This window comes from Streptomyces adelaidensis, assembly GCF_016598475.1.
GTDB classification, from domain to species: Bacteria; Actinomycetota; Actinomycetes; order Streptomycetales; family Streptomycetaceae; genus Streptomyces; species Streptomyces adelaidensis.
The window spans coordinates 183,384-207,085 of record NZ_JAEMUX010000001.1; the positions used below are offsets into that span (position 1 = coordinate 183,384).

The 23,702-nt window shown below is 71.5% G+C and carries 14 protein-coding genes and 2 pseudogenes; 7 read left to right on the forward strand and 9 right to left on the reverse strand.

What is annotated here, in order from left to right; translation table 11 throughout:
* Positions 1–80: 80 nt before the first annotated feature.
* Positions 81–4,754, forward strand: coding sequence for a hypothetical protein (locus tag I8N67_RS00860; protein WP_200300590.1), 4,674 nt, complete (start codon positions 81–83; stop codon positions 4,752–4,754).
* Positions 4,755–4,841: 87 nt separating this feature from the next.
* Here I8N67_RS00860 and I8N67_RS00865 read toward each other — a convergent pair whose 3' ends face one another.
* The 4 genes from I8N67_RS00865 to I8N67_RS00880 form a co-directional block, all read right to left on the reverse strand.
* Positions 4,842–6,392 carry a GMC family oxidoreductase gene (locus I8N67_RS00865; RefSeq protein ID WP_200300591.1) on the reverse strand — a complete coding sequence of 517 codons (1,551 nt, stop codon included), beginning with the start codon at positions 6,390–6,392 and terminating at the stop codon, positions 4,842–4,844.
* A gap of 111 nt (positions 6,393–6,503) precedes the next feature.
* A complete protein-coding gene (locus I8N67_RS00870) occupies positions 6,504–8,102 on the reverse strand; it encodes an APC family permease (RefSeq protein ID WP_200300617.1) in 1,599 nt (532 codons plus the stop codon).
* A gap of 116 nt (positions 8,103–8,218) precedes the next feature.
* Positions 8,219–9,703 (reverse strand): aldehyde dehydrogenase family protein, encoded by a 1,485-nt coding sequence (locus I8N67_RS00875; RefSeq protein WP_200300592.1) that lies wholly within the window; start codon positions 9,701–9,703, stop codon positions 8,219–8,221.
* A gap of 1,060 nt (positions 9,704–10,763) precedes the next feature.
* Positions 10,764–11,315, reverse strand: a complete 552-nt coding sequence (locus tag I8N67_RS00880; RefSeq protein ID WP_200300593.1) for a hypothetical protein — start codon at positions 11,313–11,315, stop codon at positions 10,764–10,766.
* A 420-nt stretch (positions 11,316–11,735) separates the two neighbouring features.
* On the opposite strand from I8N67_RS00880, the gene I8N67_RS00885 reads away from it, so the two are divergent.
* From I8N67_RS00885 to I8N67_RS00905, 5 genes and pseudogenes are all read left to right on the forward strand, one after another.
* On the forward strand, positions 11,736–14,609 hold the full coding sequence (locus I8N67_RS00885; protein WP_200300594.1) for a nitrate- and nitrite sensing domain-containing protein: 2,874 nt from the start codon (positions 11,736–11,738) through the stop codon (positions 14,607–14,609).
* Positions 14,606–15,043 carry a roadblock/LC7 domain-containing protein gene (locus I8N67_RS00890; RefSeq protein WP_200300595.1) on the forward strand — a complete coding sequence of 146 codons (438 nt, stop codon included), beginning with the start codon at positions 14,606–14,608 and terminating at the stop codon, positions 15,041–15,043. Before I8N67_RS00885 ends, I8N67_RS00890 begins: the two co-directional genes overlap by 4 nt.
* 9 nt (positions 15,044–15,052) lie before the next feature.
* Entirely contained in the window at positions 15,053–15,448 is a 396-nt protein-coding gene (locus I8N67_RS00895; RefSeq protein ID WP_200300596.1) for a DUF742 domain-containing protein, read from the forward strand.
* Positions 15,449–15,621: 173 nt separating this feature from the next.
* A pseudogene (locus I8N67_RS00900) lies at positions 15,622–16,056 on the forward strand (hydantoinase B/oxoprolinase family protein); the annotation flags it as partial.
* A complete protein-coding gene (locus I8N67_RS00905) occupies positions 16,037–16,642 on the forward strand; it encodes a GTP-binding protein (RefSeq protein ID WP_200300597.1) in 606 nt (201 codons plus the stop codon). The pseudogene I8N67_RS00900 and the gene I8N67_RS00905, both read left to right, overlap by 20 nt.
* A gap of 123 nt (positions 16,643–16,765) precedes the next feature.
* Here I8N67_RS00905 and glpK read toward each other — a convergent pair whose 3' ends face one another.
* The 5 genes and pseudogenes from glpK to I8N67_RS00930 all read right to left on the reverse strand — a co-directional run bounded on the left by glpK (position 16,766) and on the right by I8N67_RS00930 (position 22,895).
* Positions 16,766–18,286: a glycerol kinase GlpK gene (gene glpK / locus I8N67_RS00910; protein WP_200300598.1), complete on the reverse strand. Its 1,521-nt coding sequence runs from the start codon at positions 18,284–18,286 to the stop codon at positions 16,766–16,768.
* Between the two features lie 30 nt (positions 18,287–18,316).
* On the reverse strand, positions 18,317–19,102 hold the full coding sequence (locus I8N67_RS00915; protein ID WP_200300599.1) for an MIP/aquaporin family protein: 786 nt from the start codon (positions 19,100–19,102) through the stop codon (positions 18,317–18,319).
* A gap of 616 nt (positions 19,103–19,718) precedes the next feature.
* Positions 19,719–21,236, reverse strand: a pseudogene (locus I8N67_RS00920) (EAL domain-containing protein); the annotation flags it as partial.
* Positions 21,237–21,282: 46 nt separating this feature from the next.
* Positions 21,283–22,473 (reverse strand): lipid-transfer protein, encoded by a 1,191-nt coding sequence (locus I8N67_RS00925; protein WP_200300600.1) that lies wholly within the window; start codon positions 22,471–22,473, stop codon positions 21,283–21,285.
* Positions 22,470–22,895: a Zn-ribbon domain-containing OB-fold protein gene (locus I8N67_RS00930; protein ID WP_200300618.1), complete on the reverse strand. Its 426-nt coding sequence runs from the start codon at positions 22,893–22,895 to the stop codon at positions 22,470–22,472. The genes I8N67_RS00925 and I8N67_RS00930 overlap by 4 nt, the downstream gene beginning before the upstream one ends.
* Positions 22,896–23,153: 258 nt before the next feature.
* On the opposite strand from I8N67_RS00930, the gene I8N67_RS00935 reads away from it, so the two are divergent.
* A complete protein-coding gene (locus I8N67_RS00935) occupies positions 23,154–23,690 on the forward strand; it encodes an NUDIX domain-containing protein (protein WP_200300601.1) in 537 nt (178 codons plus the stop codon).
* The last annotated feature ends 12 nt before the right edge of the window (positions 23,691–23,702 follow it).

Below are 23,702 nucleotides of genomic sequence, written 5' to 3' on the forward strand. Positions count from 1 at the left end.
GGCCGATAGACCAATGGACCGCACGTCCGCACAACAACCGCACCGCACGAACACCGTTACGACCGCGAAAGTCCCCCGCCATGTACGAGCTGTCCCGGGTCCGCCTCTACTCCATCGGGCCGGCCGGTGCGCGCTACGCCGACACCGTGCTGGACCTCAGAGGTGTGGGCGCGCCCGTGCCCGACCCCGCGCCGCAGCAGGCGGAGTTCTTCGAGGAGGAGCCGACCGGGCCGCCGCGTCGGCCCGCGCCGGCGGGCGTGCTCTTCCTGGAGAACGGCGGCGGCAAGTCGGTCCTGCTCAAGCTGATCTTCTCGGTGATGCTGCCGGGCCACCGGAACACGCTGGGCGGTGCCAGTTCGGGTGTGCTGCGGAAGTTCCTGCTGGCGGACGACTGCGGGCATGTCGCGCTGGAGTGGCAGCACACGCTGACCGGTGAGTGCGTGGTCGTCGGCAAGGCGAGCGAGTGGCGCGGGCGGCAGGTCTCCAACGATCCACGGAAGTTCGCCGAAGCCTGGTACTCGTTCCGGCCCGGACCTGGGCTGAGCCTGGACAATCTGCCCGTCGCCGAGTCCACCGCCGTACGGCCGCCCGTCGAGGGCGCGTCGGGAGCCCACGGGCGGCGGCGGACCATGAAGGGCTTCCGGGACGCCCTCACCGAGGCGGGCAAGGCGTATCCGCACCTCGAAGTGCACTGGGAAGAGATCCACGACCGCTGGAACGAGCATCTGACGGAGCTCGGCCTCGACCCCGAACTCTTCCGATACCAGCGGGAGATGAACGCGGACGAGGGCGAGGCCGCCGGCCTGTTCGCGGTGAAGAAGGACTCCGACTTCACCGATCTGCTGCTGCGGGCCGTCACCGACACACGCGACACCGACGGACTCGCCGACCTCGTCGGCGGATTCGGCAACAAGCTCGGCCGGCGGGCGGAGCTGATCGCCGAGCGGGACTTCACAGCCGGGTCGGTGGACCTGCTCGGACGGATCGTCGACGCCGCCGAGGGACGGGCACGGGCGCGCGACATCCACACCGGTGCCGAGCGGCGGACCCGAGGCCTCGCCCGGCGGCTGTCGGCGCGGGCCACCCGGGAGCGGCTGCGGGGCACCGATCTCGCCCAGCGGGTGACCGCCGCCGCGTACGCGGTCACCCACGCCGAGGCCTCTCGCGACCGCAGCGCGCTCATCGCGGCCGAACTCGCCTACCGGCACGCCTCGCTGGCGCTGGCCGCCGCCGAGAAGTCGGCCGCCGCGCAGAAGCGGGAGCTGGCCGACGCGCGCACCCTGCACTCCGCCTGGCAGGCCGCCGAGGCCGTGCTCAGGAACCGGGCCGCCGCCGACCGGGTCGCCCGCGTGGCCGCCGCGATCCAGGAGGCCGAACGGGACGCCGCCCCGGCGCTCGCAGCCCGCGCCAAGGCCGCCGTCGACCTCGTACGCGCCCTGCACGGCGCAGCCGAGAGCGCCGAGAACCTGGCGAACGAGGGTGAGGAGCGGTCGGCCGCCCTGCAGGAGGTCGGCGAGGCCGCCCACCGGGACTCGACGGCCGCCGCCACCGAGGCACAGCGTGCCCGCAGTGAGATCGGGCACCTGAAGCAGCGGCTCAGCGAGGTCGAACAGGAGACCGCCGAGGCCGTCCGAGCGGGCTGGCTCGACGACAGCGCGCCCGATGCCGATCCGGCCCGGGCGGCCCTCGCCGCCAGCGACGCCGAGAAGTCCGCCGTCGCCGCCTGGGACACCGCGCGCGACGCCTCACGCCGCGCCTCCGAGCACGCCCGGGAGGCGGCCTCCGCCGAGTCCCGCGCCGAACTGACGGCCGCCCGCGCGGCGGACGCAGCCGTCGCCGCCGAACACGCGTACGACGGTGAGCGGCGCACGGCGGAGGGCCTGGCGGGGGACGAGCGGCTGGCGGAGCTGCTGAGCCTGCCGGGTACCGCCGGCGGGGCGCGGTCCGCGGTGCCCGTGCCCCGCCGGGGCGGCGGCGAGGCCGAGGGCTCCCGTCCGGCGTCCGGTGGCGCCGACGTCGCCCGCGCCTCGGCCGAAGATTCCCTCACCCCTGAGGAGCTGGACCGCTTCGCCGACGAACTGCGCGAACTGCTCGAAGAGAACGTCTCGTCCGCCGAGCGGCACCTCTTCGAGCTGCGCACCGCCGCGGCCGACGACTCCCGCATTCTCGGCGCCCTCGGCGACGGCGGGCTGCTGCCGCCGGGGCCGGACGTCCTGGCGACCGTCGAGTTCCTCGGCGAGCACGGCATCCCGGCCCTCCCCGGCTGGCGCTACCTCGCCCAGGCCGTGGACCCCGCCGACCACGCGCGCGTGCTGGCCGCACGTCCGGAGCTGGTCGACGGTGTCATCATCACCGACCCGGCCTCGCACGCCCGGGCCCGCGAGGCGCTGAACGACGCGGCACTCCTGCCGAGGTCCGCCGTCGCCGTCGGTACGGCCGCGGCCCTCCTCGCACCGACCCCGCCGGTCGACTCGCAAGACAGCGGCGTATTCCTCGTACCGCCGAACCCGGCCATGCACGACGAGCACGCCGCCGACGAGGAGCGGCAGGCGCTGCGCGCGCGGGCGACCGAGCGGGACGAGGAGATCCGGGACTTGGCGGCCCGGCTCGGCAAGGACCGGGAGCTCGCGGCACGGCTGGCCTCCTGGCGGACGGGCTGTCCGGCCGGGCGGCTCACGGAGCTCGCCACGGCCGCGCAGGAGACCCGGGCGTTCGCCGAGGAGTCCGAGGCGGAGCTCGCCGAGGCCCGGACCGTGCGGGCGGAGACCGAGGAGACGGCCGCCGAGGCGACCCAGGTACGGGACGTGCGGCAGGAGGCCGCGCAGAAGGCCCGCCGTGCCGCCGACGCCCTCGCCGGCCTCGCCTACCGGTTGCGCGAGCGCGCCGGCTGGCAGGTCAGACTCCGCGAACTCGCCGACGAGGCCATGGAGTCCGAGGCCCGTGCCCAGTCCTGTCTGGAGCGGGCCCGTGCCGCCGACGAGGACCGCCGCGCCACCCAGCGCGCCGCCGACGACGCCCGCCGCACGGCCCGCGCCCTGCGCGCCGAGCGCGCGGAGATCGCGGGCGCCCCCGACGACGTACCCGAGCCGGACGCCGACGCGCCGAAGCAGCCCCTCGCCGCCCTCCGCGAGGCCTACCGTGCCGCCTCCCAGCTGTACGAGAAGGTCGGCGTCGGCGCCGATCTGCGCGCCGAACAGGCGCGGGCCGAGAGCGACGAGAGCTCCGCGATCGCCGAACTCGACCGGTTGACCAACAAGGTGCGCAACCGCGCCGAGCAGCTTCTGCAATCGCCCGACGGGTCCGACGGCCCGTCCCGGCAGGCGGCGGCCGCCCGCGCCGAGGAACTCGTCCAGCTCCTCGAAACCCGGGTGTCCACCGCCAGCGAGCAGCTCGGGCGGCTGCGCGGCGAGGCCGAGCGACACGCCCCCGAGGACGGCGAGGCGCACACCGAGCTGCCCGAGGAACTGCTGCCGCGCGACGCCGAACACGCCCAGGCGCTGCTGCGCACCGCCACCTCCGAACTCGCCGCCCGCACCGAGGCGTTGACCCAGGCCCGCGAGGCCCACGCCGAGCTGCTGGAGTCCCACCGCGCCGCCGAGGACGCGGCCGGCGGCTTCGACGAGACCGCCGCCCTGCTCCGGGACCTCCTGCGCGACCACTCCACGGACGACGACCAGGAGGAGCCCGAGCCCTACCCCGGCGGTCCCGAAGAGGCTCGCCAGGCCGCCGCCGAGGCCCGCCGCTCCCTGCGCGGCTGCGCCGCCGACCTCTCCGCCGCCGAGGGTGCCGTACGCGAGGCCAGTGACATCCTCGTACGCCACGCCAACTCCACCCGCTACGAGCAGGTCCGTACGCCGGCCCGCCAGCAGATCCGCGAGCTGCCCGCCTCCACGCTCCCCGAGCACGCCCAGAAGTGGGCGGACGCCTTCGCCCCCCGACTCCGGGTCCTCACCGACGAGTTGGCTCAGCTGGAACGCAACCGGGACTCGATCGTCGACCGGCTCAGAGGGCTCGTGGAGTCGGCCCTCGCGACCCTGCGCTCCGCCCAGCGGCTGTCCAGGCTCCCCGAGGGACTGGGGGAGTGGTCCGGCCAGGAGTTCCTGCGCATCCGCTTCGAGGAACCCGACCAGGCGACCCTCGCCGAGCGGCTCGGCGAGGTCGTCGACGAGGCGACCCGCGCGGCGGTGAAGAAGAACTCCGACATGCGCCGTGACGGCATGTCCCTGCTGCTGAGGGGGGTCAGCGCGGCGCTCCAGCCGAAGGGCATCGCCGTGGAGATCCTCAAGCCGGACGCGGTGCTGCGAGCCGAGCGCGTACCGGTCGGCCAGATGGGCGACGTCTTCTCCGGCGGCCAGCTGCTCACCGCCGCCATCGCGCTCTACTGCACGATGGCCGCGCTGCGCTCCAACGACCGGGGCCGGGACAAGCACCGCCACGCGGGCACCCTGTTCCTCGACAACCCCATCGGCCGCGCCAACGCGACATACCTGCTGGAGCTGCAGCGGGCCGTGTCGGACGCGCTCGGCGTCCAGCTCCTCTACACCACCGGCCTGTTCGACACGACGGCCTTGGCGGAGTTCCCGCTGGTCATCCGCCTGCGCAACGACGCCGACCTGCGAGCGGGCCTCAAGTACATCCGCGTGGAGGAACACCTCCGCCCGGGACTGCCGCAGCAGCCCCAGGCGGGGGAAGTGGGACACAGCGAGATCACCGCGACAAGGATGTACAAGAGGCCGCCGACAACCGCCCCTTGAGGGGCGCGGGGAACTGCGCGCTCAAGCACAACCGACCCGCAGCCGCCCTATGTCCTAAAGCACCCGCCGCATCCGCCGCCCCGCTCTTTAGGCGTCCGCCTTCAAAAGATCCGCACACTTCTCGCCGATCATCATCGTCGTGATGCACGGATTCACGGTCACCAGATCCGGCATCACCGACCCGTCCGCCACCCGCAGCCCCTCGATCCCCTTGACCCGCAGCCGCGCGTCCAGCGGGGCCGAGGGATCGTCGTCGGCGCCCATCTTCACGGTGCAGGCCGGGTGGTAGACGGTGTTGTGGGTCTTGTGGATGTAGTCGAGCAGCTCCTCGTCGGAGCGGACGTCCGGGCCCGGAGCCAGTTCGGCGCCCGCCCAACCGCTCAGCGCGGGCTGCGAAGCGATCCGCCGGGCGAGCCGGAGACCGTACGTCATCACCCGCACGTCGTGCTCGTGGGTGAAGTAGCGCGGGTCGACCTTCGGCTTGTCCCGGTAGTCCCGGGTGCGCAACCGCACGGTGCCCCGGGACCTGGCCCGCGTCACGTTCGGCGTCAGACAGAACGCGTTCTCGGACGTGGGATATCCATGCCGGGTCGTGTTCATGTCGAACGGGACTGACCCGTAATGGAACATCAGGTCGGGCCGGTCGAGGCCCGGTTCGGTGTCGTAGAAGACGCCCGCCTCCCACCACTGGCTGGACGTGGTGGTCATCGGCTGGGCGGCCTCCCACATGATGACGCCCTCGGGATGATCCTGGAGGTTCTCGCCGACGCCCGCCGAGTCCACGACCACGTCCACGCCCACTTCGCGCAGTTGTTCGGCGGGGCCGATGCCCGAGAGCATCAGGAGCTTCGGGGTGTCGATCGCGCCGCAGGAGACGATGACCTCACGCCGGGCGCGAACCGTCCGGGTGCGGATCAGGTCGGGATCCAGGTACTCGGCGCCGACGCAGCGCCGCCCGTCGAGCACCAGTCTCTTGGCGCGGACCCCGGTCCGCACCTCCAGGTTCGGCCGCTTGCCCAGGATCGGGTGCAGATACGCCACCGAGGAGGACTGCCGGATGTTGTTCTCGTCGGAGTTGATCTGGAACCAGTTGGCGCCCCGGACGACCGTCGTGCCCGTGTTGAAGGGCGTCGTGGGGATGCCGGCCTGTGCGCACGCCTCCAGCAGGGCGTTGCCGCACGGGTCCTCGCTCTTCAGCGTGCGCAGCTTCACCGGGCCCGTGCGGCCGTGGTGGTCGCCGGGCGCGTCGTTGGTCTCCAGGCGCTGGTAGAGCGGGAAGAGGTCGGCCGCGGACCAGCCCGTACAGCCCGCGGCCGCCCAGTCGTCGAGGTCCTCCGCCGGTGCCCAGAAGGCGATACAGGAGTTGTGGGACGAGCAGCCGCCGAGGACCTTCGCCCGGGCGTGCCGCATGAAGCTGTTGCCGCTGGCCTGCGGCTCGACCGGGTAGTCCCAGTCGTAGCCGGAGTCCAGCAGGCCCATCCAGCGTTCCAGCTTCAGGACGTCGTCGTCACCGACGTCACTGGGTCCCGCCTCCAGTACGCACACCGTGACCGACGGATCTTCGGAGAGCCGGGCCGCGACCACGTTTCCCGCGGTGCCGCCGCCGACCACGACATAGTCGAACTCTTCTGGTTTCATGGGGAGTTGACCTCCTTGTGTTGCTGCCTTGCTGCCTTGCGGGGGTGCTTCGCCGCTTCGCTGCTGTGACGCAGTGCCGCTGTGCCGCGTCGGGTTCTCGGGAGCCGGTGCTCAGTCGGCCGCCGGGGAGGCGACGGGCGACGCGGCAGGCGCCGGCGGGGTGGTGCCGGCCTCGACGGCCACCGCGTGCTCGGCGAGCACGCCCGTCCGGTGCCGCTGGATGAACCAGTAGTAGGCGAAGCCGCCGCCGGCGATGACCCCGACGAAGAGCACCGCGCCCCACTGCAGGTACCAGTGGAACGGGGCGGTCGCGTTGTAGACCGAGGCCCGCGGCCAGATCAGGTTGAGGGTCATGCCCGTGCCCCACACCACGGCGAGGATGTTGACGGGTATGCCCCAGCGGCCCAGCGAGAACCTGCCGTCACCGGCGGGCTGCCACTTGCCGCGCAGCCGCGCCACCAGCATCGGCACGGTGACCCCCAGGTAGGCCAGGTAGATCATGATGATGCCGATGCTGGTCACCACGGTGAAGATCTGCGGCTGGCGGATGTTGACCACGAGGATCGACAGGGCCAGGACCCCGATGATCACGGTCGGCAGGACCGGCGTCTGGAAGCGCGGGTGGATCTTGGCCAGCTTCGAGGACGCGGGCAGGTTGTTGTCGCGGGCCATCGCGAACGCCAGCCGGACCGCGGCGGTGTGAACCGCCAGCGCACAGACGGTGACCGCGATCAGGACGCACCACAGCATCGCCTTGCCGGCCGTCGGGCCGAGCACATTGAGCACGACGTACTGCAGCCCGTCCGTGGACAGCTGCTCGCCCTTAAGGCTGGAGACGCTCATGAGGGCCAGCAGCAGGATCAGGCCGCCGAGGAGGAAGGAGGCGACGATCGCCCGGATGATCGCGCGCGGCGCGTTCCGGGTCGGGTCCAGCGACTCCTCGCCGAGCGAGGCGGCCGTGTCGAAGCCGTACATGACGTACGCGGACGCCAGCGAGGCCACGAGAAACGCGCCCAGGTACCCGTTGCCGTAGGCCGCCCCGGTGCCGTTCGTCTCCATGACCACCTGCGGGCCGCGTGTGATGTGCACCGCGAACAGCACGATCAGTACGACGGTGGCGATCAGCTCGATGAACACGCCCGCCGTGTTGACCTGTGCCATCAGCTTGACGCCAAAGGCGTTCACCACGGTGGTGAACAGGATCAACACCGCGGCCAGGATGACCGCGTTGGTTGCCACGTCGTAGGTACCGGTGCCGTCCCCGACGATCTGGAACACGTCGGAGATCTGGGGCAGCGTCAGCTGGTAGGCGAGTGCGACCGCCGCGATCGACACGACCGAGGCGATCAGCATCATCCAGCCGGCGAGCCAGCCCAGGTGCGGGTTGCCTATCTTCTTCGACCAGTTGTAGACGGAGCCGGCGACCGGGTAGCGCGCCGCCAGCTCCGCGAAACAGAGCGCGACCATGAACTGGCCGACGAACACCATCGGCCACGACCACCAGTAGGCGGGACCGCCGCTGGCGAAGCCGAAGTAGAACAGTTGGAAGGTGCCGGTCAGGATCGAGATATAGCTGATCCCGGCGGCGAAGGTGTGGAAGTTGCCGAGAGTGCGCTTGAGTTCGGGCTTGTAGCCGAACTCGGCGAGGTCGGCGTCGTCGGATGTGTTCTTCGCGCTATTTGGTCCGGTCGGTTGCTCGATCGTCGTCATGAGCGGCTCCTGGTGGGCCATGGGGAGGAGGGAGGAGTTATGACTACGCCTCATGTGCCCTTTGTCACAAGGGAGCCAAGGGAGCCAAGAGGGAGGGGGCGAAGCGGCCGGGAGCGTCAGGCGAACCAGCCCTGGGGTGAGGGGTCGGTGTTGCGCCAGATGTGCTTCGCCTCGCGGTACTCGGCGAGCCCCGAGGGCCCGAGTTCGCGGCCGAAGCCGGACTGCTTGAAGCCACCCCACTCGGCCTGCGGCACATACGGGTGGTAGTCGTTGATCCACACTGTGCCGATCCGCAGCCGGGCCGCGACCCGCCGGGCCCTGGCCTCGTCCGTCGTCCATACGGCGCCGGCCAGACCGTAGACGGTGTCGTTGGCCAGCCGCACGGCCTCGTCCTCGCTGCTGAAGCGTTCCACCGTCAGCACCGGCCCGAACGACTCGTCCTGGACCACGGACATCGTGCTCGTGCACTCGTCCAGGACGGTCGGCAGATAGTAGAAGCCCTTGTCATAGGTGCTGTCGGCGTTGCCGGCGTCGCCGCTCGGCCGCTCGCCCCCGCAGCGCAGCACCGCGCCCTCCGCGATGCCCCGGGCGACGTACTCCTCGACCTTCGACCGGTGCGCCGCCGAGATCAGCGGTCCGGTCTGCGCCCGCTCGTCGAACGGGCCGCCGAGCCGGATCTCCTTCGCCCGGCGGACGACCTCGTCGACGAACCGGTCGTGCAGCGAGTCCTCCACCAGCAGGCGGGCACCCGCCGAACACACCTGCCCCGAGTGCAGGAACACCGCGGTGAGCGCCATGTCGACGGCCGTGTCGAAGTCGGCGTCGGCGAAGACGATGTTCGGGTTCTTGCCACCCAGCTCCAGAGCGACCTTCTTCACCGTCCCGGCGGCCGTGGCCATCAGCCGGCGCCCGGTCTGCAGACCGCCGGTGAAGGAGACCAGATCCACGTCCGGGTGGTCGGCGAGCGGGGCACCGGCCTCGGGGCCGGCGCCCAGGACCAGGTTGGCCACGCCCGACGGCAGCCCGGCCTCTTCCAGCAGGCGCATCAGATGGATCGCGGTGTGCGGGGTCAGCTCGCTCGGCTTCAGTACGAAGGTGTTGCCGGCCGCGAGCGCCGGGGCGACCTTCCAGGCCGTCTGGAGGAGCGGGTAGTTCCAGGGGGTGATCAGCGCGCACACGCCGACCGGCTCGTACACGACCCGGCTGTCCACGCCCGCCTGTCCGGTGTCGACGACCCGGCCTGTCTCGGCGGTGGCCGCCCGACCGAAGTAGCGGAAGCAGTTCGCGATGTCGTCGATGTCGTACTCGCTCTCCACCAGCCGCTTGCCGGTGTCGAGGGACTCGGCGCGGGCCAGCGCGTCCTTGTCGCGTAGGAGGAGGTCCGCGACCCGGAGCAGCAGGTCACCGCGGTCGGCGGGCGGGGTGGTGGGCCAGGGGCCCTCGTCGAAGGCGCGCCGCGCGGCCGAGATCGCCTCCGCGGTGTCCTTGCCGCCGCCCTCGTCGACGACCGCTACCAGGCTGCCGTCGGCGGGACAGCGGATCTCACGCGTCCGCCCGTCGAGCGCGGATCGCCACGCTCCGCCGATGAAGAGTTCAGGCATGTCTCTCGTTCCTCCTGGTCAGCGCCGTACGGAAGGCGCCCTCGCGGCTGGGCACCTAACCGGACGACCGCGTTCTATGCCAAACAGGAGGCCAAATGTGACGGTCAACACGCCTGGTCAGAAGCCTGCACCTCCGAGAGTGCCGCCCTTTCGCCTCTGGAGCAGCCACTCCTGGAGAATCCCGATGTGCTGCCCGGTGGGCACCAGCACACCATCCTTCACGCGCGCGCGACCCTTGCCGGACCACGTGCACTGGCCCATGTGATGCCGGGGCGGCACGGCCCTTGGCGAACAGGCTGACCGGGTGCGCGGTGGTGGCCGTCGGAGCGGATCGGCGACGATCTCGGGGCCCCAGGCAGTGACTCCTGCGGTCGCCGAAGTGACTCCTGCGGTCGCCGAGTCGCGCCGTCGGGGCGGCGTCGGCGTCGGTCTCGGCCTCGTCACCGGCACCGATGTCGCCAGACTGAGATGAGCCGGCCACCGACCCGGGCGACGCCCATGTCAACAGCGGCCTCGAATGGCATGACGGCCGTGTCCTTCCCCCCGCCGACTGCCGTCTGGCTCATGCGCCTCATCTCGCCCGACATGACGACGTGCCCTGGGACGACGGCTGGGGGACCGCCTGCCTGCCGCAGGTGGGCGGTCTCGGAGAGGTCGCCCACCCCGGCGCCACCCACGCTCACTCAGCTGGCCTTCGCCGCCGAGCAACCACGCGTCGCCGTACGGAACCCGCTCGCCGGACGCATGGCCGAAACCCCGTGATCGGCGCCCTCCGCCCGGTCCGACCGGTACGGCGCCCACATTCGCTTCGCCGGGACGCACCGCGACGACGGAGACACCGCCCCTGTCGCCGAGGCTGCGATTACCGAGGCCGCCCCAGCAGAGGGCGGCACCCTCGCCGTCCACGAACGGAGGGGCTGCACGAGCGCCGTCCTCGCCACCCCTTCACACGGACCGGACGCGAACCACCCCGCGCGGCAAGCAGGATGGACCGGCAACGAGCTGACGAGCCGTCCGGAAGGGGGCAGGCCAGGCGCCGTAATGGCCCGCCCCGGCCGTCCTACGGGTGCGACAGCTGCCCGGCCCCGCCCTGCCGACGTATCCGCTCCTGCGCACGCTCCGCCGTCCGTGCCTCGCGGCGGACCCGGCGCCGCTCGCGCCGCAGGGACCGCGCCGAGCTGCTGGGGGCCGACACCACGCCGTTGCGCTGGTTCCACACCTGGCGGGTCACCCAGACGTCCAGCACGCCCCAGGTGGCCGCGACCGTGCTCGCCACGCTGCTCAGCACCATGGGGAACGCCAGCCAGGAACCGGCGAGCGTGCACAGGAACGCCACCATCGCCTGGATCAGCGTCACCGCGGTGATGATGACCGCGCGCACCGCCGCCGTCCGCACCGGATCGGGCAGTCGTCGCTTGCGCGCCGGCTCCTCGATCCACAACGGCCGGTAACGCAGCCGCTCTTCGTCGCCACCGGCGGACAACTTCCGTTCTTCCACCGCGACAGCCCCACCCGCCAGGAGGCCGTGATCCGGTGCCTGAGCGCCCCGCGGCGCCGCCTCGGCCCTCGCCGCACCGCTCCCGGGTGCTTTGCGCCGCTCCGCCGTGCCCATCAACTTGTCACTCCCCACCGCCGGTGGACCAATGGCATCCGGATCCGCAGACCCGGCCCCCCACGGGTGCCCGACTTCCTCCGATTTACGCCGCCTGGCAGCGGCATGCGGGGCCTGTGGCCCATTCCGCCCGCCATTTCCCGTACAGAAAGACGATCGACGTGCGCCGAAGATTCCCACAGAACGAAGAAATCCGGCCAACCGGCCAACTTCCCCGACGGGATGCGATGGGTTCAAGTACCCGACAGCGGGAGGCAATCTCCCGTAATGAACGGACAACTCCCCATGTCTGGTTCGCTGTGGGTGGCGTGTGCGTCCGGACGGGCCTTCGAGATACGTGTGTGTCGGTAGTAGGCTCACGCCGTTTGTTGACGTACATGCGTACCCCCGAGCCGGGCGGGGGTCGAGCTGGGGGAGGCCATGCGCTTTCGCGGGAAATCGATCCGCCGGAAGATCGTGGCGCTGCTGCTCGTGCCCCTCGTGGCTCTGACCGGTGTGTGGACGTTCGCCACGGTCCTGACGGGCCGTGAGGCGCGCGATCTCTTCAGGGTGGCGGACATCGTCGAAGAGGTCGGCTTCCCCACCGAGGACACCATCCGTGTGCTCCAGCAGGAACGCCGCCAGACCCTCGTCTACCTGGCCGACCCACGGGCTTCCGAGGCGCTCACCGCCCTCGACCGCAGCCGGTCCGCCACCGACGAGGCCGTCGACGAGTTCCGTGAGCACGCCCGGGACTCCGATCTGCGCGCCGAGATGGGCGAGGCCACCTCCCTGCGGCTCACGGCGATCCTGGACGCCCTCGACACCCTGCCGGCCCTGCGCACGACCGTGGAGAGCGGTACCGTCACCGTGCCGGAGACGCTCAAGCTCTACAACAGCCTCGTCGACCCCTGCTTCACGCTCCTGTCCAACCTCCCCGCGCTCGACAACGTGGAGATGGACAAGCAGGGCCGCGCCCTGCTCAATGTCGCCCGCTCTCGTGAACTCCTCTCCCGCGAGGACGCCCTGCTCAGCTCCGTGCTCGTCGCGGACCGCATCACCCAGGACGAGATCCGCGACTTCTCCGATCTCGTGGCCCAGCGCACCCTGATGTACGAGATCAGCCTGCCGCTGCTGCCCGCCTCAGAGCGCGACCGCTTCAACCGCTACTGGAAGAACGCGAGCACCGCGCCCCTGCGCTCGGTCGAACAGGCCGTCATCGGCGCCGACCCAGGCAAGCCCAGCGGTGTCACCGCCAAGAGCTGGGACGCCGCCGTCGAGCCCGTGCTCGCCGACCTCCGCGACCTCAGCGTCGAGGCGGGCGACCGCTATCAGGACCGCGTCCGCCCCCTGGTCACCAACGTCATCGTCAAGGCCGCCGTCGCCAGCGTCCTCGGCCTCTTCGCCCTGCTCGTCTCCCTCTTCATGTCCGTCCGCGTCGGCCGGGTCCTCATCCGTGACCTGCGCCGGCTCCGCCAGGAGGCCCACGAGACCGCCGGGGTGCGGCTGCCCAGCGTGATGCGCCGGCTCGCCGCGGGCGAACAGGTCGACGTGGAGACCGAAGTGCCCCGGCTGGAGTACGACAAGAACGAGATCGGGGAGGTGAGCCAAGCTCTCAACACCCTCCAGCGGGCCGCCGTCGAGGCCGCCGTCAAGCAGTCCGAACTCCGCAGCGGCATCTCCGAGGTCTTCGTCAACCTCGCCCGCCGCAGCCAGGTGCTGCTCCACAAGCAGCTCACCCTCCTCGACACGATGGAACGCCGGACCGAGGACACCGACGAACTCGCCGACCTGTTCCGCCTGGACCACCTGACCACCCGCATGCGCCGGCACGCCGAGGGCCTTGTCATCCTCTCCGGCGCCGCCCCGTCCCGGCAGTGGCGCAAGCCCATCCAGCTCATGGACGTCGTCCGCGCGGCCGTCGCCGAGGTCGAGGACTACGAGCGCATCGAGGTCCGCCGGCTGCCCCGGGTCGCCGTGACGGGCCCCGCGGTCGCCGACCTCACCCACCTCGTGGCCGAACTCCTGGAGAACGCCACGGTGTTCTCGCCCCCGCACACCGCCGTGCAGGTGCTGGGCGAGCGCGTCGCCAACGGCTTCACCCTGGAGATCCACGACCGGGGCCTCGGTATGTCGGCCGAGGCGCTTCTCGACGCCAACCTCAAGCTCGCCGAGACCCCCGACTTCGAACTCTCCGACACCGACCGGCTCGGCCTCTTCGTGGTCAGCCGGCTCGCTCAGCGCCAGAAGGTCCGGGTCTCCCTCCAGCCGTCGCCGTACGGCGGGACCACGGCCGTGGTCTTCATCCCCGACGCCCTGCTCACCGACGACATCCCCGACACCAACGGCATCGGCTTCCGCCTCGACCGCGCCCACCCCACCCGGGAGGCCGAGTTGGAGGAGGAACGCAACGCGGCGCTCTCCCAGGTCCCCGTACGGCTTCCGGGGTTCTCCGCCGCCGTCCTGGACGGCCCGGTGGAGCTGGAGGCGCCGGTCGACCGGGACCCCCTCGCCGGTTTTCCGGGCGCCCTCGACGACGAGGACGGCGAACGGGGCGAGCTGTTCCGGCCGCGCCGCTCCCTCACCGGAGTCTCCGACGAGCAACAGCCGGTGCACGACGGCGAAGGGCAGCAAGTCCCTCTCACCGACCCCGATCCGACGGTCGGCCCCGTACCGCTGCCGCCGCGCCGGACCCCGCATCTCGTCAGCTCGCACGGCCGCCCCGTGAAGGGGTCCGGGCCGTGGCACCCTGACGACGAGCGTCCGCAGGGCCGCGAAACGGGGGCGGACGGGCCCGCGGACACACGGCCGTTCACCGCCCTGCGCGGCGAACGCGCCGAACCGTCGGCCCACCCCGGTGCCGACCGCACCGGACCCGCTCTCCTCCCCGGCGCGCACCGCGCCGGAGCCCTTCCCCCCGGCGGGAACGACGCTCCCGTGCTGCCCCAGCGCCGACGCACGAGCCCGTCCGGCGGTACGGCCCCGACCACCTCGCAGTACCCGGTGGGTGAACCCACCCCGCGCACGGACACGTCGACCGACCAGGCAGAATCGGCTCCGAGCCCGCTGCCCCGCCGCGTCCGACAGGCCAGCCTGGCACCGCAGTTGAAGGACGGCCCCGACCGGCGTGCCGAACGCGAGCGGTCCCGCCCCGAGCGGCACCAGGACCCCGCCGACCGCGACGCCGACGAGGTACGCAGCCGTATGGCCTCGCTCCAACGGGGTTGGCAGCGTGGCCGCGAGGAGAACGTCGAGGGCGAGGACGCCCAGGACGTCTCAGCACCACGAGGAACGAATGAGGGGGACGGTCGATGACCGCACCGAAGGCCCAAGGACCCAACGCTACGGGCGTGTCCGGGGAGCTGAACTGGCTCCTGGACGACCTGGTGGAGCGTCTCGCCAGCATCCGCAAGGCGCTCGTGCTCTCCAGCGACGGACTGCCCACGGGTGTCTCCGCGGAGCTCACCAGAGAGGACAGCGAGCACCTGGCCGCCGTCTCCTCCGGATTCCACAGCCTCGCCAAGGGCGTCGGCCGGCACTTCGAGGCGGGCAGCGTCCGGCAGACCGTCGTCGAACTCGACGAGGCGTTCCTCTTCGTCACGGCCGCCGGTGACGGCAGCTGCCTCGCCGTCCTCGCCGACGCCGACGCCGACATCGGCCAGGTCGCGTACGAGATGACCCTCCTGGTGAAGCGGGTCGGCGTACATCTGGGCTCCGCCCCGCGCACCGACGTGCCCCAGGGCGGGTAGTGGGATGGCATGAGCCGAGACGGTCAGGGAAGAAGCCACTGGTTCGACGACGAGGCCGGACCGGTGGTTCGTCCGTACGCGATGACACGCGGCCGGACGAACCACGCGATCCAGCACCGCCTCGACCTGATCGCCGTGGTCGTCACGGAACCGCACGTCGACGACCCGGAGGAGGACCACTCCCTCTCCCCTGAACACGTCCGCATCGTCGAACTCTGCCGTGAAGACCCCCAGTCGGTGGCCGAACTGGCCGCCGACCTGGACCTGCCGGTCGGAGTGGTCCGCGTCCTCGTGGGAGACCTCGTGGACGAGGAACTGGTCCACGTCACACGTCCCGTACCGCCTGCCGAGCTGGTGGACGAGAGCATTCTGCGCGATGTGATCAACGGCCTCCGGGCGCTCTGAGCAGCGCGGAAGCGGAGTGGATAGTGACAGGCCGACAGTTCCGGGTCGACCGAGGCGGCCCCATCACCGACATCGTCGCGCGGCCCCCGGGCGGCCGCCCGCTCATCCACAAGCTCCTCTCCGACAACCCCGCGCGGTACGCGGACGTCGCTGACGTCCGGGAACTCCTCGACGTCTCCGATCACGAGGCGTACGGCGACGGGATCCGCGCCGTGGCCGTCGTCGGCGTGCACAGCGCCCCGGAGCGGCGGCTGCCCGTTCACCTCGACGAGTCCGCCGTTCGGCCGGGCGGCGGCGCGGGACGGTGGGGCGGTGGTGCCGGGGCCGTACGCCCGATCAGCCTCCACGAGCCGATGACCGTGTCCACCCCCTCGCGACACCGTAGGATCCCGCCCTACGGGATGGCCGCCGTCGCCCCCGGTGCCCTGGGCTCCAACCGGCTGGAGCGCGCGGACGGCGGAGTCGTGGAACTCGGCGGAAGTGATTCGGCGGATGCCGGTCCCGGCGACGTACTTGTCATCGAAACCCCGGGCGGCGGGGGCTACGGCCCACCACCGCACGACAACCATCCAGCAGGAGAAGAGACCGATGATCCTCGGGCGCTCTGAGCGCGGCAAACCCCCGGTCGAGCCCGTCACACTCAAGATCCTCGTGGCCGGTGGCTTCGGCGTGGGCAAGACGACCTGTGTCGGCGCGGTCAGCGAGATCAAGCCGCTGCGCACCGAGGAGGTGCTCACCGAGGCGGGCCGCCCGGTCGACGACACCAGCGGTGTGGAGCACAAGACGACCACCACTGTCGCCATGGACTTCGGGCGCATCACCCTGCGCGAGGATCTTGTGCTGTACCTGTTCGGCACCCCCGGGCAGGACCGCTTCTGGTTCCTCTGGGACGAGCTCGCCTCCGGAGCCCTGGGTGCCGTGGTCCTCGCCGACACGCGTCGGCTGGAGGACTGCTTCGCCGCCATCGACTACTTCGAGCGGCGCTCCATACCGTTCGTGATCGGCGTCAACTGCTTCGACGAGGCCGCACAGTACCCGGCCGAGACCGTCCGCCAGGCCCTCGACCTCGACCCCGACGTGCCGGTAGTGCTGTGCGACGCGCGCCGGCGGGATTCGGTCAAGGACGTCCTGGTCTCCGTCGTCCGGCACGCCATGACCCACGCGACGGAGCACCGCCGGAGCGTCACCACCTGAGGCACGGCCCGTACCCCCGCCGACAGGGGTACGGGCCGTGGCTTCATGGGCACGCGCGCGTGGACCCGTTCCACGGGAAACGACCCGCACGCGCGCGTGGGCCTGTGTCTCGTCCCGCGTCGGTCAGTTCATGTCGTCGTCGTGCCAGCCGAAGCTCTTCTCCACCGCCTTGCGCCAGTTGTGGTACTCGCGGTCACGGACGGAGGCCTCCATGGCCGGCGTCCACTCGACATCCTTCCGCCAGTGCGACTTCAGCTCGTCGAGGTCGTCCCACACCCCGGTCGCGAGCCCTGCCGCGTACGCGGCGCCCAGGCAGGTCGTCTCCGAGACCTTCGGCCGGATCACCGGCACGTCCAGGACGTCCGCCTGGTGCTGCATCAGCAGATTGTTCTTGGTCATGCCGCCGTCGACCTTCAGGGTCGTGATGTGCACCCCCGAGTCCTGGAACATGGCGTCCACGACCTCGCGTGTCTGCCAGCTCGTCGCCTCCAGCACCGCGCGCGCGAGATGTGCCTTCGTGACGTACCGCGTCAGCCCGGTGATGACGCCACGTGCGTCGGAGCGCCAGTACGGGGCGAACAGACCCGAGAACGCGGGCACGATGTACGCTCCGCCGTTGTCGTCGACGCTCCCCGCCAGCGACTCGATCTCGTCGGCGGTACGGATGATGCCGAGCTGGTCGCGGAACCACTGCACGAGAGCGCCGGTGATCGCGATCGACCCCTCCAGGCAGTACACCGGCGCCTCACCGCCGATCTTGTACCCCATGGTCGTGAGCAGTCCGTTCTTCGACGGGACGGGCCGGTTCCCGGTGTTGAGCAGCAGGAAACTGCCGGTGCCGTACGTGTTCTTCGCGGTGCCCACGTCGTAGCAGGCCTGCCCGAACACCGCCGCCTGCTGGTCGCCGAGCGCCGACGCGACGGGGACGCCCGCGAGTTGGCCCACGGCGGTGCCGTACACCTCGGCGGAGGACCGGATCTCCGGAAGGACCGCTTCCGGGACGTTCATCGCGGCGAGGATCGAGGCATCCCACTGGAGAGTCTCCAGGTTCATCAGCATGGTGCGCCCGGCGTTGGTGACATCGGTGACGTGCCGTCCGCCGCCCGTGCCGCCGGTGAGGTTCCAGATCAGCCAGGAGTCGATCGTGCCGAAGGCGATCTCGCCGCGCTCGGCACGGGCCCTGAGCCCCGGCACGTTGTCCAGCAGCCAGGCGGCCTTCGGACCGGAGAAATAGCTGGCCAGCGGTAGCCCGGTCTGCTCACGGAAACGATCCTGCCCGTCCGTGCCGCCGAGCTCGTTGCAGAGCGCCGAAGTACGTGTGTCCTGCCAGACGATCGCGTTGTGTACGGGCTTGCCCGTGGCGCGGTCCCACAGGACCGTCGTCTCGCGCTGGTTGGTGATGCCGAGCGCGCTGATCTGGTCCGCGCGCAGGCCCGCCTTGGCGATCGCCCCGGCGACCACGGCCTGCACCTTCGACCAGATCTCGGTCGCGTCGTGCTCGACCCAGCCGGGCTTGGGGAAGATCTGGCGGTGCTCACGCTGGTCCACGGCGACGATCGCGCCGTTCCGGTCGAAGATGATGCAGCGGCTCGAAGTGGTGCCCTGGTCGATGGCGGCGACGTACTTCTGGGCGTTGTCCGGCATGACATCCCCTTACGTCTTACGTCGATTGCGTCAGAAGGCTGCGTGGTAGATGAGGCCCGCGAGGACTCCGCCGATGAGCGGGCCGACGACCGGGATCCAGGCGTAACCCCAGTCGGAGGTCCCCTTGTTCGGGATGGGCAGGAAGGTGTGGACGATGCGCGGGCCGAGGTCCCGGGCCGGGTTGATCGCGTAGCCGGTGGGCCCGCCGAGGGAGAGACCGATGCCGACGACCAGGAACGCCACCAACAGGACCGAGATGCCGGAGCCGTAGATCCCGGCCTCCTCACCGGGGATCTGACCGATGCCGATGCCCGTGTTCCGCCCGAAGGCGAGGATCGGCAGTACCAGGGCGATGGTCGCGACGATCTCCGTGATCAGGTTGGCGACCGGGTTCCGGATCTCGGGGATCGTGGAGAAGATCCCGAGGGTCGGCGTCGGCTCGGCCGCCGTACCCTCCGTGGTGCCCTCCTCGCGGACGTTCGCCTGGAACTGCGCGAGATAGACGAGGTAGGCGAGGAGCGCGCCGAGCATCGCGCCCACCATCTGGCCCAGCAGATACACCCAGACCTTGTCCCACGTCTCCGTGTCGACCGCGATCCCGAGGGTCACCGCCGGGTTGAGGTGCCCGCCCGACAGGGGAGCGGCCGTGTAGGCACCCGCCAGTACGGCGAAGCCCCAGCCGAACGCGATGACGATCCAGCCCGATGCCCTCGCTTTCGAGAATCTGAGGGTGACGGCGGCGCACACACCGGCGCCGAAGAGAATCAGGATCGCCGTACCGATGACTTCACCGACGAATATGTCTCCGTTGCTCATGGCGGCTCCTAGGCCCCGGCCCGGGGCGATCGACCCCGGACCTTCCGTGCAGGGTGCGTTCCCATGGCTACTTCAGCCGAAGGCAGGCAAGGTCCCGCGCCCCGCCCGGCGTCCGTGACGAGCGTGCCGTCGCAGCCGAATCGCCCGTGGGGGATGGCCCGGTACGCAGGCGGGGAGCCCGAGCGGCGCAATGTACAAAGACACCCGAATGCGGCGATGCCGACTGACACGGGAAGTGTTCACCGGCACCCTGGGGGCGTCAAGAACAAGGACGGCAACGGTTGGGGGTGGCTACGGGGCGCACCCGACCGCGCGACGCCGGACAGGGGCCGGTGGGGCCGCCGCGGCGGGGTGGAGCGGTCGGTGCGCGCCGGGCGCCGACGGTCCGACAAGCCGGTTTCGGCCGGGTGAGGGGATAGGCCGGTGACCTTGAGCGAGGCAGAACCCGGTGCCGCCGCGCGCGGGAGGGCTTGCTGCCGGCTGGGTCGTCGGGCGCCGCCCGGCGCGCGGCGGGTCCGCCGTCCGGAGAGCCCGCTGCCGACAGCGGCGTCGGAGGGCCCGCTGACGGCGTCCACATCCGGCCCGGCTCGCGCCTCCCTGCCCGTACCCCGCCACCACGCCTCGGCCCCCGTCGGACCTCATTCCCCGGCGCCCCTGCCCGCCCGAGCACCCAACCGGCCCCGCCCAGCGCTTGGCCGCCTGCTTCAGTGGCGACAGGAACGCGGCGGCCTGCCGATGATCCGTGACGCTGCCGGGCGCGCGACCGTGGCCGGCGACAGGAGCACGGCCCACGGCGCGTCGAGCATCGCCGCGGCCGGCGGATCGAGGCCGTCCGGTTCGGCGAGGAACAGGAAGTCGGCACCGCCGATGTGTCCCACCCGGGTCGCACCGGACGCGGCGCGCCGCAACGCCCGCCCCACCGCCCGGATCAGCTCGTCCCCGGCGGCGAACCCCGCCCCGTCGTTGACTGCTTGAAGTGGTCGACATCCAGCCAACTCAGCGCGAACGCCCGGCCGTCCGTGATCCACCGGTCCACCTCACCGGTGATCGCCTCCGAACCGGGCAGCCGCGTCAGTGGCTTGAGCCCCGCGGTCCTCGACCCGGCTCTCCGCGAGGGTCCGCAGAAGGTCCGTCAGCCGTACGACGCCCACGCACCGCCCGAACCGGTCGACCACCGCGACGTCGTCGGAGGCGCAGTCCCGGGTCCCCGGCCGACACCACGTCGAGCACCTCCCACGCCATGGCGTCGACCCCGACCGTACGCGGCGGATCCCCGAGCCTGGCGGCCGGCCGGTCGGCGTACAGCGCATGCCCGTATCGCCCCGACAACGACAGCAGGAACCGTGACCGGTGCACCGACCGCACCGGCCTCCCGGTGCCGTCCACGAGCAGCACGCCGGAGATCGAGGGCGCCCCGGTGAGCAGCGCCCGCGGCTCGCCCGCGGAAGCCGTCACGGGCAGCAGCGCGGCCGGCCGCACGAACTGCCGCACGGACGGCCCCGAGACGGGCGCCGAGACCGCGGGGGAGAGAGGCGGAACGTGCACCTCCGCTGCGGGCAGCCGAGCGGGCGGCGCGAACAGCTCGCCCTGCACCAACTGCGCGCCGCCACCACCGCGGCCGCACACTGCGCCTCCGTCTCCACACCCTCACACCCTCGACGGACAACAGCGAGCCCACCTGATCGCACAGCGTCCGCATCGACCGCACCGCCGCCGGCCGCCTCAGCAGCGAAGCGTCCAACTTCACCAGGTCGGGCCCGAGGTCCACCAGCAACCACAAAGGCACATCGCCGTCACCGACCCCGTCCGCGCAGATCCGAAAACCCTCACCCCGCAACGCGGCGACCGCACCCAGGAGCGCCACTGCGGCACATGCGTGTACGGCGGCACGATGTCGACGGTCATCTCCCACGGCAGCCGCCCCACCTCCCGTACGGCGTCCCGCAGCGCGGCCAGCCCGCCAGGTCGGCCGGCGTCCCCGCGAAGACGTTCACATGCAGCGGCAGCAAGGTCTCCCTGCGAGCGGCCCCCGGATCGCCGACGCGGCCGGCCGACCGTCGAGTTGCGGGCCCCGGCGGGCCTCCGCCAGGGCGTCACCGGCCTCCGGACGCGCGAGTGTCTCCAACGCCGAGACCAGCATTCCCGGGCCGTCGCACGGCCTGCGCACAGGCCTCCGAAGATCACCGGACCGCGATCACCGCGGACCCGTGACCGAAGAGCCCCTGATTCGCGCTGATCCCCACTCGCGCCCCCTCGACCTGCCGGTCGGTCGCCTCACCCCGCAACTGCCGCACCAACTCGCACACCTGGGCGATCGCCTGCGCCGGGACCGCCTCCCCGAAGGAGGCCAGCCCTCCGCTGACATTCACCGGTATTCGCCCGCCCAGCGCCGTCACGCCGTCCCGCAGCAGCTTCGCGGCCTCGCCCTCGCCGCAGAGCCCCAGATCCTCGTACCACTGCAACTCCAGGGCCGTGGACAGGTCGTAGACCTCGGCCAGCGAGAGATCCTCGGGTCCGACGCCCGCCTCCTCGTACGCCGCCCGCGCGATCGACGCCCGGAACGTCTCGTCCGGCGGCGCCACCGCGACCGCCGAGTCCGTCGCGATGTCCGGCAGATCCAGCACCGTGGCGGGATAGCGGGGCGTCACCGTGGACACCGCCCGGATCCGCACGGGCTCGGCCACGCCGTGCCGCCGCGCGAACTCGATGCTGGCCAGCACGAGCGCCGCACCCCCGTCCGAGGTCGCACAGATGTCCAGCAGCCGCAGCGGATCGGCGACCACGGCCGAGGCCGCGACCTCCTCGGCGGAGACCCGCTTGCGGTAGCGCGCGTACGGGTTGAGCGCGCCCAGCGCGGAGTTCTTCACCTTGACCCGCGCGAAATCCTCCGGCGTGTCCCCGTGCACCGCCATCCGCCGCCGCGCGTACAACCCGAAGTACGTCGGATTGGTCGCCCCGAGGATCCGGAACCGCAGCCAGTCCGGATCGTCAGCCCGATCACCACCCGCGGGGCGGAAGAAGCCCTTCGGGGCCGAGTCCGCGCCCACGACGAGCACGACGTCCGCGAGGCCGGCGAGGATCTGGGCCCGCGCGGCGCCCACCGCCTGTGCACCGGACGCGCAGGCCGCGTACACACTCGTGACCCGGGCCCCCTGCCAGCCCAGCGCCTTCGCGAAGGTCGCCCCCGCCACGTACCCCGGATAGCCGCCACGCACCGTGTCCGCGCCGACGATCGAGTCGATGTCCCGCCAGTCGACCCCCGCGTCGGCCAGCGCCGCGCGCGCGGCCACCGCCCCGTACTCGACGAAACTCCTTCCCCACTTGCCCCACGGGTGCATGCCCGCACCCAGCACCGCCACCTCGCCCGTCATGCCCCCACCCCCGTCGGCCGCCAGTGCCACGTCGTCCAGGTCGTCTCCGCGTCCTCGTTCAGCACACCGGGGACGACCTCCACCTCCATCCCCACCGCCAGATCGGCGACGCTGACCCCGGGAACCGCCTGACCCAGCACCACAAGGCGCTCCGCGGCCAGTTCTACAGCGATCAACGCGTACGGCACCCACGGAAGTTCCGGATCGGTCACATAGGGTGACGGAGGCCGGTACCGGCCGTCGGTGTACGACCACACCCGGCCCCGCCGCGACAGCGGTACCTCACACAGCTCACCGCCCGGACAGCCCGGGTTGCGGCAGAAGGCGTCCTCACGCGGGAAGAACACCGAGGCACACGCCGAACAGCGCGTGCCGAGGAGCCGGAACCCGTCGCCCTCCCCGGTGAACCAGCCGGCGACCACAGGTGTACGACTTCGCGTCAAAGCCCCTCCCCGGTGTAATGATCTGATGAACCGTCAGAATTCTGGCACGCGCGACTGGAATTGGGCAGATCCCGGGAGAACCAACAGGCCCCGCCCGGCGTCGGAGTATCGGGAGGACCGGCCGGGGCCCACGGGGGTGGTTCCGGCCGGTCCTCACCCATGCCGGGCGAGCGGTGGATCGGCGCACAGAGCCGCCCCGACAGGACGACCAGCAGATGATCGGATACAGTCCGCCGCGTGTCCGCAAATCAACACCCAGCCGCCAACTTCGCACCCGATTCGCATTGTTCGAGTTGCGGAGCGCCCTACGGAGAGGGCGTTTCCGGCTGGCCCCGCACCTGCGAGGCCTGCCACATCGTGGCCTATCGCAATCCGCTCCCCGTGGCGGTGGCCCTCCAGCCCGTGTACGACGCCAAGGGCACCGCCCTCGTCGTCATCACACGGACCATCGCTCCCGCGCGCGGGGGTACCGCCCTTCCGGGCGGGTTCATCGACCACCGGGAGGACTGGCGGCACGCCGTCGTCCGTGAGCTCAAGGAGGAGACGGGCATCTGCGCGGCCGACCGCGACGTACGCCTCGCCGACGCCATGAGCTCACCCGCGGGTCACCTGCTCCTGTTCGGGCTGCTCCCGGAGCGCCCGGCCGCCCATCTGCCGCCGCCCGCCGCCACGGACGAGACGGAGGGCTGGCACCTGCTGCGCAGACCCACCGAACTCGCCTTCCCCCTGCACACCCTGGCCGTACAGGGCTTCTTCGACGGCCGCTACATCTGAGCCGAACCCGGC